Origin of the sequence: Methylobacterium sp. Leaf89, from assembly GCF_001422215.1 — a bacterium.
In the GTDB taxonomy this organism is placed as follows: Bacteria; Pseudomonadota; Alphaproteobacteria; order Rhizobiales; family Beijerinckiaceae; genus Methylobacterium.
Map to the genome: position 1 here is coordinate 256 of NZ_LMML01000028.1, position 16628 is coordinate 16883.

Annotated in this window: 14 protein-coding genes and 1 pseudogene; 9 read left to right on the forward strand and 6 right to left on the reverse strand. The window is 68.0% G+C overall.

Going from position 1 to position 16628, the window contains the following annotated elements:
- Positions 1-378 precede the first annotated feature (378 nt).
- Positions 379-1824 (forward strand): phospholipase D-like domain-containing protein, encoded by a 1446-nt coding sequence (locus ASF18_RS11245; RefSeq protein ID WP_056351638.1) that lies wholly within the window; start codon positions 379-381, stop codon positions 1822-1824.
- On the opposite strand, the gene ASF18_RS23025 is transcribed toward ASF18_RS11245, so the two are convergent.
- From ASF18_RS23025 to ASF18_RS11260, 3 genes are all read right to left on the reverse strand, one after another.
- Positions 1715-2542 carry an endonuclease/exonuclease/phosphatase family protein gene (locus ASF18_RS23025; protein WP_056275766.1) on the reverse strand — a complete coding sequence of 276 codons (828 nt, stop codon included), beginning with the start codon at positions 2540-2542 and terminating at the stop codon, positions 1715-1717. The genes ASF18_RS11245 and ASF18_RS23025 overlap by 110 nt on opposite strands.
- 70 nt (positions 2543-2612) lie before the next feature.
- Complete coding sequence (locus ASF18_RS11255) at positions 2613-3539, reverse strand: histone deacetylase family protein (RefSeq protein ID WP_056219570.1); 927 nt, start codon at positions 3537-3539, stop codon at positions 2613-2615.
- A 101-nt stretch (positions 3540-3640) separates the two neighbouring features.
- Positions 3641-4189 carry a cupin domain-containing protein gene (locus ASF18_RS11260; protein ID WP_056351643.1) on the reverse strand — a complete coding sequence of 183 codons (549 nt, stop codon included), beginning with the start codon at positions 4187-4189 and terminating at the stop codon, positions 3641-3643.
- A 180-nt stretch (positions 4190-4369) separates the two neighbouring features.
- Here ASF18_RS11260 and ASF18_RS11265 point away from each other — a divergent pair, with 180 nt between their 5' ends.
- The 6 genes from ASF18_RS11265 (at position 4370) to ASF18_RS11290 (ending at position 11586) form a co-directional block, all read left to right on the forward strand.
- A complete protein-coding gene (locus tag ASF18_RS11265; protein ID WP_056351646.1) occupies positions 4370-5707 on the forward strand; it encodes an aspartate aminotransferase family protein in 1338 nt (445 codons plus the stop codon).
- A 32-nt stretch (positions 5708-5739) separates the two neighbouring features.
- Positions 5740-7239 (forward strand): CoA-acylating methylmalonate-semialdehyde dehydrogenase, encoded by a 1500-nt coding sequence (locus ASF18_RS11270; RefSeq protein ID WP_056219561.1) that lies wholly within the window; start codon positions 5740-5742, stop codon positions 7237-7239.
- An 893-nt stretch (positions 7240-8132) separates the two neighbouring features.
- Positions 8133-9299: a nucleotide sugar dehydrogenase gene (locus tag ASF18_RS11275; RefSeq protein ID WP_056351649.1), complete on the forward strand. Its 1167-nt coding sequence runs from the start codon at positions 8133-8135 to the stop codon at positions 9297-9299.
- Between the two features lie 15 nt (positions 9300-9314).
- Complete coding sequence (locus tag ASF18_RS11280) at positions 9315-9758, forward strand: UDP-N-acetylglucosamine transferase subunit ALG14 (protein WP_244472671.1); 444 nt, start codon at positions 9315-9317, stop codon at positions 9756-9758.
- Entirely contained in the window at positions 9755-10225 is a 471-nt protein-coding gene (locus ASF18_RS11285) for a glycosyltransferase (RefSeq protein ID WP_056351656.1), read from the forward strand. Before ASF18_RS11280 ends, ASF18_RS11285 begins: the two co-directional genes overlap by 4 nt.
- Before the next feature lie 590 nt (positions 10226-10815).
- Positions 10816-11586 (forward strand): hypothetical protein, encoded by a 771-nt coding sequence (locus ASF18_RS11290; protein WP_056351659.1) that lies wholly within the window; start codon positions 10816-10818, stop codon positions 11584-11586.
- Positions 11587-11853: 267 nt separating this feature from the next.
- Here the strand turns inward: ASF18_RS11290 and ASF18_RS11295 are convergent, their stop codons facing one another.
- The 3 genes and pseudogenes from ASF18_RS11295 to ASF18_RS11305 all read right to left on the reverse strand — a co-directional run bounded on the left by ASF18_RS11295 (position 11854) and on the right by ASF18_RS11305 (position 14900).
- Positions 11854-12189: a hypothetical protein gene (locus ASF18_RS11295; protein ID WP_156649786.1), complete on the reverse strand. Its 336-nt coding sequence runs from the start codon at positions 12187-12189 to the stop codon at positions 11854-11856.
- 328 nt (positions 12190-12517) lie between these two features.
- Positions 12518-13452: pseudogene (locus ASF18_RS11300) on the reverse strand (SDR family oxidoreductase).
- 101 nt (positions 13453-13553) lie between these two features.
- Positions 13554-14900, reverse strand: coding sequence for a sorbosone dehydrogenase family protein (locus ASF18_RS11305; protein WP_056351665.1), 1347 nt, complete (start codon positions 14898-14900; stop codon positions 13554-13556).
- 176 nt (positions 14901-15076) lie between these two features.
- On the opposite strand from ASF18_RS11305, the gene ASF18_RS11310 reads away from it, so the two are divergent.
- Both ASF18_RS11310 and ASF18_RS11315 read left to right on the forward strand, forming a co-directional pair.
- Positions 15077-16030 carry a TAXI family TRAP transporter solute-binding subunit gene (locus tag ASF18_RS11310; RefSeq protein WP_056351668.1) on the forward strand — a complete coding sequence of 318 codons (954 nt, stop codon included), beginning with the start codon at positions 15077-15079 and terminating at the stop codon, positions 16028-16030.
- A gap of 61 nt (positions 16031-16091) precedes the next feature.
- Positions 16092-16604 (forward strand): SRPBCC family protein, encoded by a 513-nt coding sequence (locus tag ASF18_RS11315; protein ID WP_056351671.1) that lies wholly within the window; start codon positions 16092-16094, stop codon positions 16602-16604.
- The last annotated feature ends 24 nt before the right edge of the window (positions 16605-16628 follow it).

Below are 16628 nucleotides of genomic sequence, written 5' to 3' on the forward strand. Positions count from 1 at the left end.
AGCCCATGGCGGGCTGAGCGAGACCTTCCAGCTCGCCGGCGTGACCGCCCTCGACCTTCTTACCGGCCCGGGCCACAACGACGTCGTGCTGTTCGCCTGAGGACGGCATGACCCGTCGTGGAGGCCTTTCCGGACGAGGGCGAACGAGCCTGCCGGACCGCGCATGCCGGCAGGGAATCCTCGCCCTCGGCCGAACGCGCGTGAGGACGGGGTGGACCGCGCCGACCGCGAACGCCGCTGATCCCCCGCGGACCTCTCCGCCCGTGCGGTGATCGCTCGGCGTGCTGTTCCCCAGCGACGCGTCCGAGCGGGACACAAGCGTGGTGCTCCGACCGACCTTGGCGTATGCCGCCAGGGTATCGCGAAGCGGGAGCGGCGTTGGAACAGGCATTGCTCTCATGGATCGGCGCCCTGACGTCGATCCGGACCGAGGTCTTCTGGGTCCTCGGTGCCACCCTCTCGGGCCTCGTCAGCATCCATGTCCTCCTGCGCAAGCGGGAGGTCGGGGCGGCCATCGGCTGGATCGGCCTGGTCTGGCTGGCCCCCCTCTTCGGCAGCGCGCTCTATGCCCTGCTCGGGGTCAATCGGGTCACCCGACGGGCGCAGAAGCTCGGCATCAAGCCCTCTCAAGCGAGCCCGCGGCGCGCGGGTGGCCCGGCGCCGCCTCCCGTTCTGCCGGAGCGGTTCCAGCCCCTCGACCAAGCAGTCCGGCGCATCACCAGCCTTCCGCTGGAAGCGGGCAACCGGATCATGCCGCTGCGCAACGGCGATGCGGTCTATCCGGCGATGCTGGCCGCCATTCGCGAGGCCCGGCACTCCGTCGCCCTGTCGAGCTACATCTTCCGCAAGGATGAGATCGGCCGAGCTTTCCTCGATGCGCTGGAGGATGCCCATCACCGGGGCGTCGCCGTCCGGGTTCTGGTGGACGGCATCGGCAGCGGCTACTTCTTCGCCGCGGTCTATGGCGGCCTGCGGCGGCGGGGCGTGCCGGTCGGCCGGTTCATGCACTCGGTCCTGCCCTGGCGGATGCCGTTCCTGAACCTGCGCACCCACAAGAAGCTGCTCATCCTCGACGGAACCCTCGCTTTCACGGGCGGCATCAACATCGCCGACGAGAACCGGGTGGCGACCCATCCGCCGGAACCGGTGCGCGACGTCCATTTCCGGATCGAGGGGCCGGTCGTGACCCAGCTCACGGCGGCCTTCGCCAGCGACTGGGCCTTCGTGATGGACCAGGAGCTGGACGGCCCCGCTTGGTTTCCGCCCCTCGCCGCGCGGGGCGAGACGCAGGCCCGGGTCGTCAGTTCGGGGCCGGACGCGGACCTGCGCAAGATCGAACTCGTGGTGCTCGAGGCGATCACCTGCGCCCGGACCAGCATCCGCCTGATGACGCCCTACTTCCTGCCGAGCGAGGTGCTGGTGAGCGCCCTGTCGCTGGCGGCCCTGCGCGGCCTGACGGTGGACGTCATCATTCCCATGGCCAGCGACCACGCGGTGGTCGACTGGGCGACCCGGGCCCATGTGGACCCGCTCCTGCGCAGCGACGTCCGGATCTGGCTCGACGACCCGCCCTTCGACCATGCCAAGCTCCTCGTGATCGACGATGCCTGGTGCTTCATCGGCAGCGCCAACTGGGACACCCGCAGCTTCCGCCTGAATTTCGAGCTGAACGTCGAGGTCTATGATTCCGGGCTCGCCCGACACCTCGACGCGTTCATGCAGGAGAAGATGAGCGTCCGGCTGACGCGCGAGCACCTGTCCCGGCGCGGTCTCCCCGTCCGGCTGCGCGACGCAGGCGTCCGATTACTCCTGCCATACCTTTGATGCGCTCCGGCTCCGCGGTGTCCTTCAGGATGATCTCGTGGGTGGGAGCCAGGTGCACGATGATCGGCCGGTGATCCGAGGCGCCGCGCGGCAGCACGCTGCGCCCGTGGCAGGTCAATCCGCGCACGAGGCAGCGGTCGAGCCGCAGGGGCACCACCCGCGCCATGGCGTGAGTCGGCAGGCGCGGGCCGACGTCGCGGAACCCCGGCAGGAGCGTCGGCCCCACCAGGTTGTAGTCGCCGATGACGGCGGCCCGGTCCGGCAGGCTCTGCTCGATGCAGCGCAACTGCCGCCGGTTGAGCATCTGCCCGTGCGAGAGGTGGACGTTGGCGACGCCGAATTCACCGAGATCGATCACCTGGCTCACCCGGTCGAACATCGCGCCGGCGGGAAGCTCGATGGCCTTCGGGGGGGTGGCGAAGGGCGTCGGGCTCCAGACCGCGAGGCCGTGGATGCGCCCGGGCATCTGGGCCCAGGCGTAGTGGCCGCCGACCTTGGCCTGCAGGGCCTCGATATCCTTGGTCGCCTCCTGCATCAGCACGAGGTCGGGCTGCTCTCGCTCGATCAGCGTCGCGATTCCGGCGACATTCGCGCCGACCCGCCGCAGGAGGTTCCAGCTGACGATCTTGCGGAGCCCGGGGCGGTCTTGGCCCGGGCGCCCGTGGGAGGTCTGGAGGGCACGGGCGGTCAGGCGCGCGAGGCGGCGATCGTTCAGCATCGGCACATAGGTGGGTCAGGCACGCCCGGCGGAAAGCCCGGGCCGGGACGCGGTCATGGGCTTTTGCGCCTCACGACTCCATGAGCGCGGCCACGTGCGCCGCCGTGGATTCGGCGAGGCCCTTCAGATCGTAGCCGCCCTCCAGCAGGGAAACGATGCGCCCGTCGCATGTCTGCCCCGCGATCTCCATCACCTGGCGCGTGGCCCAGGCGAAGTCCTCCGCCTCCAGCATCAGGTTGGCCAGGGGATCGCGCCAATGGGCATCGAAGCCCGCCGAGATGATGATCAGGTCGGGCCGGAAATCCACGAGGCGCGGCAGGATGCGCGCGGTGAACGCCTCGCGAAAGCGCTCGCCGTCGGCGCCGGGCTTCAGTGGGGCGTTGACGATGGTGTCGTGGTCGCCGGCCTCCGAGACCGCGCCGGTGCCGGGATAGAGCGGCATCTGGTGGGTGGAGCAGAACAGCACCGCGGGGTCGGCCCAGAAGATGTCCTGGGTTCCGTTGCCGTGGTGCACGTCCCAGTCGACGATGGCCACCCGCTCCGCCCCGTAGGCGGCCTTGGCATGGCGGGCCGCGACCGCCGCATTGTTGAACAGGCAGAACCCCATGGCGCGGGTGCGCTCGGCGTGGTGGCCCGGTGGGCGCATGGCCGAGAACGCCGTGCGAGCCTGGCCCGTCATCACCGCGTCGACCCCCTGGACCGCCGCCCCGACCCCGCGCAGGACGCATTCGATGGTGCCGGGCGACAGCACGGTATCGGAATCGACGTGGACCAGTCCCTCGGCGGGGGCGGCCGCCACCATGGCCCGGACCCATTCCTCGGGATGGGCCAGCGCCACGGTCTCCAGGCTCGCGGGTTCCGGCGCCCGGCGGTCGAGGGCCGCGAAGGCCTCCGTCGCGAGGGCATCCTTGACCGCCTGCATGCGCTCCGGCCGCTCCGGATGCCCATGCGGGGTCTGGTGCCCGAGGGCGGCCTCGTGGCTGAAGAGGATGGTCATGCGGCGCTCCCGAGCGTCTGTCTATCTGTGGTATACCAGATCGTCGGGCCGCGGCCAGTGGGGAGATTTCCCCCCAGGCCGCTCGCCGGACGACGTCCCCATCAGAAGGTCGGCGGCGTGCAGGCGCTCACCACCTCGCAGGCGACGGGGCCGACGCATCGGAAGCGATGAGGCCGGCGGCTGTCGAAGGAATAGGCATCGCCCGGTCCGAGGATGCGACGCTCCGAATCGACCGTCACCTCCAGGCGGCCGGACAGGACGATGCCGCCCTCCTCGCCGTCATGGACCAGGGGCACCCGGCCGGTATCGGCGCCGGGCTCGTAGCGCTCCCTCAACAACTGCAGGCTGCGCCCGAACAGGTTGTCGCCGACCTGCCGGTAGGAGATCGGCGCCCTGCCGATCTCGGTGAGTTCGTCGGCCCGGTAGAACGCCTTGCGCGAGCGCTCCGGCTCCACGGCGAAGAACTCCGACAGGCCGATGGGAATGCCGTCCAGGATGCGCTTGAGGGCGCCGACGGAGGGGTTCACACCGTTCGATTCGATCAACGAGATCGTCGAGTTCGGGACACCGGTGCGCTTGGCGAGCGCCCGCTGCGACAGGCCATGGGCGGTGCGGACGAAGCGCAGGCGCGCGCCGAGATCGATGCTCATCAAAACCCGTGAGTCGGCCCCTGGGGCGGAACGCCCGTTAGGGATGTTCAGGATTCACCGACATTGCCCGCACGGCCCTTGCCTTTTCAAGCACTTCGTTGCGTGCAGAAAAGGACTTGTCCGGGCGTCGCAATCGGCGCTTCTTCCGAGCACAGCGACATCTCTGGGTTGAAGATTGCCATGGACCACCACCCCGCAGCCAATGCCCCCGGGCTCGATGCCTACTGGATGCCGTTCACCGCCAACCGGCAGTTCAAGGCGGCGCCCCGCCTGCTCGCCTCGGCCAAGGGCATGCACTACACGGCCACGGACGGGCGCAGCGTCCTCGACGGCACGGCCGGCCTCTGGTGCGTGAATGCCGGGCACGGACGCCAGGGCATCGCCTCGGCGGTCGAGCGCCAGCTCACCACCCTCGACTTCGCGCCCTCATTCCAGATGGGCCATCCGGCGGCGTTCGACTTCGCCGAGCGCCTCGCCGCCATCGCGCCGGGCGGCCCGGAGGCCGGGCTTGACCGGGTGTTCTTTACCGGCTCCGGTTCCGAATCGGTCGACACCGCCCTCAAGATCGCGCTGGCCTACCAGCGCGCCATCGGCCAGGGCACGCGCACCAAACTGATCGGGCGCGAGCGCGGTTACCACGGCGTCGGCTTCGGCGGCATCTCCGTGGGCGGCCTCGTCAACAACCGCCGCGTCTTTCCGCTGCTGCCGGGCATCGACCACCTGCGCCACACCCATGATCCCGAGCGCAACGCCTTCTCGAAGGGCCTGCCCGCGCACGGGGCGGAGCTCGCCGACGACCTCGAGCGCCTCGTCGCCCTGCACGGGGCCGAGACCATCGCGGCCTGCATCGTCGAGCCGGTGGCCGGCTCCACCGGCGTCCTCCTGCCGCCGACGGGCTATCTGGAGCGCCTGCGCACGATCTGCGACCGGCACGGCATCCTGCTGATCTTCGACGAGGTCATCACCGGCTTCGGCCGCCTCGGGACGCCCTTCGCGACGGATTACTTCGGCGTGATCCCCGACCTCGTCACCACTGCCAAGGGCCTCACCAACGGCGCCCTGCCGATGGGCGCGGTCTTCTGCGCGCGGCGCGTCCACGATGCGCTGATGCACGGCCCGGAGGCGGTGATCGAGCTGTTCCACGGCTACACCTATTCGGGCCACCCGGTCGCCTGCGCGGCGGGCCTCGCCACCCTCGACATCTACGCCCAGGAGGGCCTGCTCACCCGCGGAGCGGAGCTCGCCGAGGATTGGGCCAGCGCCATGCACGACCTGCGGGGTGCCAGCCACGTCATCGACATCCGCACCATCGGCCTCGTCGCCGGCATCGAACTGGCGTCCCGGCCCGGAGCCCCCGGGGCGCGAGCCTACGACGTCTTCGTCGACTGCTTCGAGCGCGGTCTTCTCGTCCGGGTCACCGGCGACATCGTCGCCCTGTCGCCGCCGCTGATCGTCGAGCGCGACCAGATCGACACCATGGCGTCGATCCTCGGCGACGCCATCGCCCGCGCCGCCTGAATCGTTCCACTCCCCCTCCGTCAGGATTTTCGATGCCCACCGCGATCTCCCACTTCATCGGCGGCCGGACCGTCGCCGGCACCAGCACCCGGACCGCGCCGGTCTACAATCCCGCCACCGGCGAGGAGACCGGCCGGGTCGCTTTGGCCAACACGGCGGACGTCAACGCGGCGGTGGCGGCCGCCAAGGCGGTCGCCCACGCCTGGGCCCACACCACGCCGCTTCGCCGCGCCCGCATCCTCAACGCCTTCCTGCGCATCGCCGAAGAGCGCACCGACGAACTCGCCGCCCTGATCACCGCCGAGCACGGCAAGGTGCTCTCCGACGCCAAGGGCGAGATCCAGCGCGGGCTCGAGGTGGTGGAGTTCGCCACCGGCATTCCCCAGCTTCTCAAGGGCGAGGTCACCGAGAACGTCGGCACCCGCGTCGACAGCCATGCCCTGCGCCAGCCGCTGGGCGTGGTCGCCGGCATCACGCCGTTCAATTTCCCCGTCATGGTGCCGATGTGGATGTTTCCGGTGGCGCTGGCCTGCGGCAACTGCTTCGTCCTGAAGCCCTCCGAGCGCGATCCCTCGCCCGCGCTGCTGGTCGCCGCCTGGCTCAAGGAGGCCGGCCTGCCGGACGGCGTGTTCAGCGTGGTCCACGGCGACAAGGAGGCGGTCGACGCCCTCCTGCATCACCCCGACATCGCGGCGGTGAGCTTCGTCGGCTCGACCCCGATCGCCCGCTATATCTACGCCACCGCCACCGCCAACGGGAAGCGCGCCCAGGCGCTGGGCGGCGCCAAGAACCACATGATTGTCATGCCGGACGCCGATATGGACCAGGCGGTCGACGCGCTGATGGGCGCGGCCTACGGCTCGGCCGGCGAGCGCTGCATGGCGATCTCGGTGGCCGTGCCCGTGGGCGAGAAGACCGCCGACGCGCTGGTGGCCAAGCTCATCCCGAAGGTGCGGGCGCTGAAGGTCGGGCCGGGCACGGACCCGGACTCGGAGATGGGCCCCCTCGTGACGAAGGTGCACCGCGACAAGGTGAGCGGCTACATCGATGCGGGCGTGGCGGAAGGCGCCGAGCTCCTCGTCGACGGGCGCGGCCTGAGCCTGCAGGGCTACGAGGGCGGCTACTTCCTCGGCGGCACCCTGTTCGACCGGGTCACCCCGGAGATGTCGATCTACCGGGAAGAGATCTTCGGGCCCGTCCTGGCGATCACCCGGGCGCCGGACTACGCCACGGCGGCCAAGCTCATCAACGAGCACGAGTTCGGCAACGGCACGGCGATCTTCACCCGCGACGGCGACGCGGCCCGCGAGTTCGCCCACGGGATCGAGGTCGGCATGGTGGGCATCAACGTGCCGATCCCGGTGCCGATGGCGTTCCACTCCTTCGGCGGCTGGAAGGCCTCGCTGTTCGGCGACCACCACATGCACGGCCCCGAGGGCGTCCGCTTCTACACGCGCCTGAAGACCATCACGACCCGCTGGCCCACCGGCATCCGCGCCGGCGCCGACTTCGTCATGCCCACCATGGAGTAGGCGTCCGGGCGCCGTCGCCCCCGCCCCCGGACGCGCCGGGACGCCTCGACTCCGCTGGCGGCATTGCAGGTGAGTGGCGAGACGCCCGTTCGTCGGGATCCCTGCCAGGCGGAGCGGCTTTGCGAGCGCCCATGCGCTCCGTCAGAGGGCCCCTGACCGGCTGGCGCTGAGCCGGGCTGATCGCGAAGATCGGCCCGGACAAGGCACCGGATACGAAGACACGGGCGCGTCGCCGCCGTCACCGTCGCGGTCGATGCCGGATCGGTTCGACCGCGACGACACCCATGCGCGCGCTCAGGTCCCGCATCCGCGACACGTGCCGTCAGAGCGCCACTCACCCACCAGGGTATGTCCTGACAGTCCCAGGCTTTCGGTGCCGATGATGGCCCGACGCCGGTCCGCGGTTTGCCGGCGAAGATCCCCCTTCAGGGCAGCATCGGCCGCTGCGACGACGAGGGGGCGCGCACGGCACCCGACGAGGCGGAGCATTGGCTGCCGACGCGCTACGCGCAGGCGATCGAGCCGGCCTCGGGACCTGCAGATCGCCAACGACCGGGACACGGCGTGGCCTGCCTGGCGGTTGCGCGCGGACACGTCGGCGATCCGCACCGATTGGACCGAAAAGTCCGCGTTGCACTTCGGCACGGCGTCGGCCCGGACCATCACCGATGCCGTGTCGCCGAGACACGCCTGTCCGCCCGCGGAGATCGGACCGTGAAACAGATCGGGACGCCTCATTCTCCTACCCGCAGCGGCAGCGCCTCATGCCGAGACTGCCGAGAGAAGGCGCAGGGCGAGGGAACCGAGGCGCTCTTCCAGGGACCCGCGCTTGAATATTGCGGCGCAATAAACTATTGATCTCACTTGCTGGAACGAACTGGAAGGTGAGCCGCATGAAGGTGGCCGTCGCGGGTCTTGGATATGTCGGTATTTCAAATGCCATTCTCCTAGCTCAGCACAATGATGTTGTCGCCTTCGATGTCGTTCCATCTAAGGTTGAAATGCTGAACTATAAGACCTCTCCCATTGTGGATACCGAGGTCGAGAATTATCTTGCAACCCGCCGTTTGAACTTGAAAGCGACTGGCAATCGGACAGAAGCCTATGCTGATGCCGATTACGTGATCATTGCGACACCGACCAACTACAATCCCGAGACCAACTACTTCGACACCCAGCACGTCGATTCAGCGATCAGCGACGTCATGGCCGTCAATCAGAACGCCGCGATCGTGATCAAGTCCACGGTTCCGGTCGGCTTCACGGCGTCGGCCCGTGAACGCTTCAACAGCAGCAACATCATGTTTTCGCCGGAGTTTCTTCGGGAAGGCAGGGCGCTCTATGACAACCTCTATCCCTCGCGCGTCATTATTGGCGAGCATTCCAGGCGCGCGGAGAAATTCGCAGAATTGCTGGTTGAAGGCGCGATCAAGAAGGACGCTGACGTTCTTTTCACGAACTCCAGCGAAGCTGAGGCGATCAAACTTTTTTCGAACACTTATCTTGCCATGCGCGTGGCATTCTTCAATGAGCTCGATACTTACGCTGCCCAGCACGGCCTGAATTCACGCGAGATCATCGGTGGGGTCAGCCTGGATCCACGGATCGGCGGCCACTACAACAATCCCTCGTTCGGCTACGGCGGCTATTGCCTTCCGAAAGATACCAAGCAATTGCTAGCCAATTATACGAATGTTCCGCAAAATCTGATGCGCGCGATTGTCGACGCGAACTCGACTCGCAAAGATTTCATCGCAAGCGATATTCTTGCGCGGAAGCCAAAAACGGTTGGTATCCATCGCCTTACCATGAAACACGGATCGGACAATTTCCGAGATTCGTCCGTCCAAGGTGTCATGAAACGCATCAAGGCAAAAGGAATTCCGGTCATTGTCTATGAGCCGGCGATGGCAGAAGAGACTTTCTTCAACTCGCCCGTGGTCAATGACTTGGCCCAATTTAAAGCAATGTCAGATGTTATCGTCGCCAACCGGCTGTCGTCGGACCTCATCGATGTCGAAGCCAAGGTCTACACACGCGATCTGTTTGGCAATGATTGAGAGGAACTGGATATCGTGACGAAAGTTTTGGCGGTCGCCTCTATGGGAGGTCATTGGGAGCAGTTGCAGAACTTGGCAGAAGCTTTCGAAGACCAGGACGCCGTATTTGTGACCACGACACAGGATCTGCTCAAGCAAGCCAATCGCCAGGGATTCGTGGTGATGGACTGCAATCGGAATCGTCTCGGCGATACGCTCGCCTGCATTTGGCAGTGTATCAACATTATTGCGAAAGTCCGGCCAAACGTCATCATTTCGACTGGAGCTGCGCCTGGGCTCATCTGTCTTGTTCTCGGCCGCTTGACCGGCGCCAGGACGATCTGGGTCGACAGCTTCGCCAATGTCGAGACGCTTTCCCTGTCAGGAAAGATCGCAGGCTACATCGTGCATGAATGGCTGACGCAATGGAAACACCTTGCGACGCCGAAGGGTCCCTTCTACCGCGGTGAGCTGCTGTGATTATCGTAACAGTCGGCACCCAGCTGCCGTTCGATCGCCTGATCAAGATGATGGATGACATCGCTCCGGATCTCGGAAAGCCGGTGATGGCCCAGACAGGCGTCGGAACTTACAAGTGCCGAAATATTCAGGCGGCAGCCAACTACTCGCCCATTGAATTCGATGAGTATGTCAGAAAGTGCGACGTCCTCGTGGCGCACGCCGGTATGGGCACCGTGCTGAAGGCATATAAGTATCGCAAGCCCATCGTCATCGTTCCGCGGAAAGCCGCGCTCGGCGAACATCGGAACGATCACCAGCTCGCGACCGTCTCCCAACTCCGCTCGCGGATCGGCATCCACCCTGCCGAAACCGAGGAGGAGCTTCGATCGCTGCTGTCCCGGGACCTTGAGCCCCCCCTCGTCACGAATGACATGCTGGAGCGTCGGGCCCAACTCGTCGGCTTCGTCCGGAAGCTCATCGCCTAGCGGCGGACTCCTTTCGAGTTGATCCAGATGCGCGTCATGACGGCGAGGAAGGTGTCGGTTCGGGTTTCGTCGCGCTCTGAAAGGCCACGAATCGGTTTCATGCGGCGGAAGACGCGCTCGTTGACGCTCCAAGGGCGATCGTCGGGGTGAAGGGTTCGGCTTTCGAAGGTCCTTGCGGCGGTCGCGTCGGAGGACCGCCGACAGGTCGGTGCTGTCGGCAGTGGTGCTGCACTGGAGGGCGGTGGCCCTCGAAGCCACTCTTCGGCGTTGAGCCGAGGGGAGATGGGTGGGATAGATTGCCCTGCGCCGGGTTTTCGAGCGCCTCCACATCTCGCGAGGATGGAGCCATCACGTAGCGAGCCCCTCTGTCCACCCTCGGTCTGGCATCTGACGCCTGAGAGCCCAATGCTCGCCCAACGCGGACGACAAAGCGGAGACGCAGGAGACCGAGCCGCGGGGCGCCACGAAGGGCGCGGCGAGCGACGACCCGGTCGGCGGCCGCTCAGGCACCGATTGCCGCCTCAGCGGCCGAGGCGATGGCAAGTCCGGCGATGGTGTCCAGATCGCCCAGCAACGCATATCGAGGCGCCATGACCGATATCATCGAGCACACCGACGGCCAGCGCATCAACGAGGATGGGCATACTGTACGGTTCATGTTGCCGGCATGGCGACACGACCACCCGATCACAGGGGGGGTGTGCACCGACCGGGTGCTCAACGGCCGGAGGGTTCGAACCTTCAGCATCCAGAAGGGCGACCTGTCGGCGGGTGAGGCACGTCAGTATGCGGGACGCCTGAAGGACGCACCGGCCCGGGCGATGGCGGTGTTCGACGTGAGTAAGGCGGATGTCCGGCTTCCGGGCAAACCGATGCGGGCCAGCTTCACGATCAACGTCCACCCGGGCCTGCTGATGACGCACGATTGGTGTGGGATCTGCCAGTACAATTCACGACCCAACCCCGGCGAACGCTGGCGGAACCCGCCCTTCGCGATCGGCATGAAGCCTCGGGCTCGGAACTCCAGGGAGGAGGTGTTCTACGTCGATTTGACAACCTTCCCCACGGCCGGGTCTCAGGAGCAGGGCCGCCACGTCGATCTGGGGCCGAAGGCGATCCTCCCCTTGAAACGGGATCGCCCCTACGCCTTCGTCATCGATTTCGTGGATGGGGCCGGCGGCGAGGGCCTGCTGAAGGTGAGGGTCGATGACAGGCTGATCGTCGATTATGCCGGCCCGACCGGCTACGCCAACTTCGCCGGATGCTTCTTCGCCTACGGTCTCTACCGCTCTCCCTGGTGCCCTGGGTGTGAGGGCCTGACCGCGAGCTTCGCGGATGTCGTCGAGGGCGCTGCAAGCTGAGGACGCTGGGGCCAAGGTCGTTCAGACCGCGGTTGCCGCGCAGCATCCCATTTCGGCTGTCCGCGACGCCGTATCAATCGACGGCGACGGCTCCGGTGCACCGCACCATTTTGGGCTCCGCCTGCCACCGACGGCTGTGCCCGGGCAGTTCGCAGGACCCGCATAATCAAGCACCCCCCTGCCGGAGCACCGTCTCTGCGCACCATCGCGCCAAACTCTCCCCGCCCGGTCGAACGGCGAGCCTTCCTCCGCAACCTGCTGGCCGCTTCACGGTTTGGGATTTTTGGTCAAGATGTATGAGCGATTGGACCCTGACATCGTGACCGTCATCTGCTGACCATTGATCAGGCCGATATACTGACGAGCCCCGATCTGAAAGACGACCATCCCGCCCGTCACGTCCTTGATGACCAGCGGACTCCATTCGAAGGGCTTGTCTGGATTGTCGTTCGCTTGAACGGCATCTTGATCGACCCGGATCTGGAGATCCTCTCCCACCCAGTGTCCTTCGAGAAATTTGCGCATGTTGCCCTGGGCGCTGGCCGGGACAAGACCAAGCAAAATCCCTATCGCCACGTTCGGTAAGCATCGGGTGATGTTCACGGCGACCTCCGGCGCTCGCGTAGCATTCTTCGGATTGCGCCGTCCCCTCAGGCGCGGCGCAATCCGCCGTGCGTATCGCAACCATTCTCGACCGTGAACCTCAGCGCGGCAACGTCACGATGCCCGTTGCACACGCCCTGACCGCATCGCCGCCCGGGCCGCCATGAGCACCGTCATGGGCACAAGGCCGGTTGCCCGTAGCGGGTGAGCCATGCGTGGCCGAACGATCCACGCGGATCACAAGAGCGACGCTGTCGCGATCCGGCTCCGAGGCCGACCGGAGGGCGCAGCGGGACGGTCTGCCCGCCCAGACACCCGCTCCTTCTCGTCAGGGGCCGCCGCGCCCGCCGACGGCGCCGAACACCTGGCCGGTGGAGTAGCTCGCCTCGTTGGAGGCGAGCAGGACGTAGATGCCGGCGAGCTCGGCCGGCTGACCCGGCCGCCCGATCGGCGTGTCCTTGCCGAAATTCGGCAGCTTCTCCGGTGGCTGCCCACCGCAGACCTGGAGCGGGGTCCAGAACGGTCCCGGAGCCACCGCATTCACCCGGATGCCGCTTTCCGCCAGCTGCTTGGCCAGGCCCTTCGAGAAGTTCACGATCACCGCCTTGGTGGCCGCGTAGTCGAGCAGGGTCTCGGAAGGCTCGCAGGCGTCGACCGACGCGGTGTTGATGATCGCCGCGCCGGGCCCAAGATGGGCGAGGGCGGCCTTGGTGATCCAGAACATCGCGTAGACGTTGGTCCGGAAGGTCTGGTCGAGCTGCTCGGTGGTGATGTCGAGGATCGAGACCTGGGCCTTCTGGTAGACCGCGTTGTTGACGAGGATATCGAGGCCGCCGAGTTCGCGCGCCGCGTCCGCCACCAGACGCCGGCAGAAGGCCTCGTCGCGGATGTCGCCCGGCAGCATCACCGCCTTGCGGACGGCCTGCCGGATGAGTCCCACCCCTCGACCGCATCCGGCTCCTCGGCCGGCAGGTAGTTGATGGCCACGTCCGCGCCCTCGCGGGCATAGGCGATGGCCGCGGCACGGCCGATGCCCGAATCGCCGCCGGTGATCAGCGCCTTGTGGCCGGCGAGGCGCCCGGACCCCGTGTAACTCGTTTCGCCATCGTTCGGGCGCGGCACCATCCGACCCGCCAGCCCCGGCCAGGCCTGCTGCTGCGTCTCGAACGGGGTCTTCGGATGGCTGCGCGGCGGGTTCGGGGCGGTGTCGGTCTGCGCGACCTGTTCCTGTGCCCCCGCGGAATGTTCCAGGACTGCCACCATGCCGGCGGAGAGGCCGCCCAACGAGGGCGCGCCGCGAGGGATCGGTCTTGGTCTCTGTCATCAGGACTTCCGCTGCTCAGCGGGACGGCGGCTGGAGGCGCCTACTGGGTCCGGGTGGAGGCGCTCACCCGCCAGATCGTCTTGCCGACGTCGTCCGAGACCAGCAGGGCGCCGGTCTTGTCGAGGATCACGCCGACGGGGCGTCCCTGGGCCTTCTCGTCGGCGTTGAGGAAGCCGGTCAGCGCGTCGACCGGCTGCCCGCTGGGCTTGCCGTCCTTGAACGGCACGTAGATCACCTTGTAGCCGCTCTTCGGCCGGCGGTTCCACGAACCGTGCTGGGCGACGAACAGGCCGCTCGTCCAGGCCTCCGGCAGGCGGCTCCCCTGCGAGAACGCGATGCCGAGGGAGGCGGTGTGGGTGCCCACCGCATAGTCCGGCGCGATCGCCTTGGCGACGAGGTCGGGCCTCTGCGGCTCCACGCGCGCATCGACATGGTTGCCCCAGTAGCTGTAGGGCCAGCCGTAGAAGCCGCCCTCCTGCACGGAGGTGATGTAGTCGGGCACGAGGTCGCTGCCGATCTCGTCGCGCTCGTTCACCGCCGTCCAGAGCTTGCCCGTCACCGGCTCGAAGCCGAGGCCGTTGGGGTTGCGCAGGCCGGTGGCGTATGCGCGCATCTGCTTGGTGGGTATCGTGTATTCCCAGATCGCCGCGCGGCCGGTCTCCTTGTCGAGGCCGTTCTCGCCGACATTGCTGTTCGAGCCGACGGTCACGTAGAGCCTCTGCCCGTCGGGGCTGGCGATGACGTTCTTGGTCCAGTGATGGTTGATGCCGGACGGCAGGTCGACGACCTTCTCCGGCGTCGCGGTGATCTCGGTCTGGCCCGCCTGGTAGGGCACCTTCACCAGCGCATCGGCATTGGCGACGTAGAGGTCCGACCCGACCAGCGCCATGCCGAAGGGCGAGTGCAGGTCCTTCAGGAGCACATGGCGCTCCTCGGCGACGCCGTCGCCGTTCGCGTCCCGTAGGAGGACGATGCGCTCGGGGCTCTTCACGCCGGCGCCGGCCAGACTCTTCACCTTGTCGGCCACCCAATCCGCGACGCCGGTCGAGGGGTCGTCGGTCTGCGGCTTGTTGGCCTCGGCCACCAGCACATCCCCATTGGGCAGGAGGTACATCCAGCGCGGATGGTCGAACCCGTCCGCGTAGGCCGCCACCTGCAGACCATCCGCGGCCTGCGGCTTGGTGCCCTTCTCCCAGCGGGCGACGCGGGCGATGTTCACGGTGGGCATCAGGGTCGGGTTGGGCGCCGGCAGGGTCGGGTTCGCGCCCTGCCCGGCCGAGGCCTCGAGCGTGGCCTGCTCGGGATAGACGACGAAGCGCACGAAGGCCGCGCCGCCGAGGAGAACGACGGCCAGGGCCGCGAGGCCGAGTTTCGATCGGGTCCGCATGGGGATCTCGTCAGCTGGCATGGGGCGCGGGGCCCAGCGGGCCCCGTCTCATCGGAACAAGCGCCCGAGACCGGTTTTGGCTCCCTCGGCGCGGGTGGCGGCTCCTGTGCGGCGCCCCCTTGCGCAGGCTCCGTGGCCTCCGCTTGAATGCGGCCCGTGACCCGGCGGATGGACCCATGCTCAGGCGCTCATTCCTCATCGCGGCCACGGCGACGCTGGTCCCGTCCGAGCGGGTGCGATCGGCCGGCACGCCGGGCGGGCTCGTACTGGCGACGGCGACGCCCGGCGGCTCGTTCCCCGCCTTCGGCCAGGCCCTGGTGGAGGCGCTCCGCACGGTCGATCCCGCCCTGTCCATCGCCCTGCGGCCCTCCAAGGGCTCGGCCGAGAATGTCGGTCTCCTGAAGGGCGGCTCCGTCGATCTCGCCCTGGTCCAGGGCGACTACGCCTATGACGCCCTCAGGGCCGAGCCCGAGGCGGGGCCTCGGATCACCGTGGTCGCGCCGGTGAACGCCTCGCCGGGCCTCTTCGTCGTTCCGGCGGCCAGCCCGATCCACGGTGTGCCGGACCTGCGGGGGCGGCGCGTCGTCCTCGGCACCCACGCCTCCGGCCTCACCGTCATGGGCCGGACCGTCCTGACAGGTTCGGGCATCGACCCCGACCACGACATCGAGCCGATCCTCCTCGACCGGGCCGGCGACGGGGCGGTCATGGTGCAGGATGGGCGCGCCGCGGCACTCTGGGGGGCGGGGCTCGGGTGGCCGGGCTTCCGGACGCTGGCGGAGGCCCCCGGCGGCGCCCGCTTCTTCGGGCCGGCCCCGGACGCGATCGACCGCATCCTGGCACGCGGGACATCCCTGCGCCGCCGCACCGTTCCGGCCGACGTCTTCGCCGGGCAGCAAGCGCCCATCGAGACGGTGGGCTCCTGGAGCTTCGTCCTCGCCCGGCCGGACATCGACGGCGCGCGGGTGGCGCGCTTCGTGGCGGCCCTGGCGCGGAGCCAGGCGAGCCTCGCGCGAAGGGACCCACAGGGCGGCGACAGCGACCCGCGCAACCTGGTCGAGGCCGTGCCCCGGGGCTGGCTGCACCCGGCGAGCGCCGCCTACCTGCGCGACATCGGTGCCCTCCCCTGAGGCGAGGCGCAACCTTCCCGCCCGCCGGCCGGTTGCGCTGAGCGGGCAGGGGGGGACGATCATGCGGCAGGCCATCCTGGGAATCGCCCTTACGCTCCTCGCCGGCCCGGCCGGCGCGATCGAGGTCTCCCGCAGCCGCGACATCCCGGCCCCGGCCGCCGCCGTGTGGGCGCTCATCGGCGGCTTCTGCTCCATCGCCCTGTGGCACCCGCAGGTGGTCGCCTGCGACTCCTCCGGGACCCGGGACGACGCCGACCGCGAGGACAACGAGCCCGTCCGCCGCCTCGTCGTCGCCGGAGGCCTCGGCACCCTCGTCGAGGCCGAGACCCGGCGCGACGAAGCGGGGATGAGCTACAGCTACGCCTTCATCGAGGGCCCCCTGCCCGTAGGGGCCTACAACGCCACCCTGCAGGTCCGGCCGAACGGCACCGGCGCGACGGTGGTGTGGAGCGCCACCTTCGACCCGGCCGGCATGGGCGAGGCCGAGGCCCGGGCCGACATCGAGGGCGTCTACGACCAAGGGCTCGACGGCATCGCCCGGGAACTCGGCGCCCCGGAGACCAGGCCGCGATAGGTCTCCGCGACCGCCGGGCCCGGG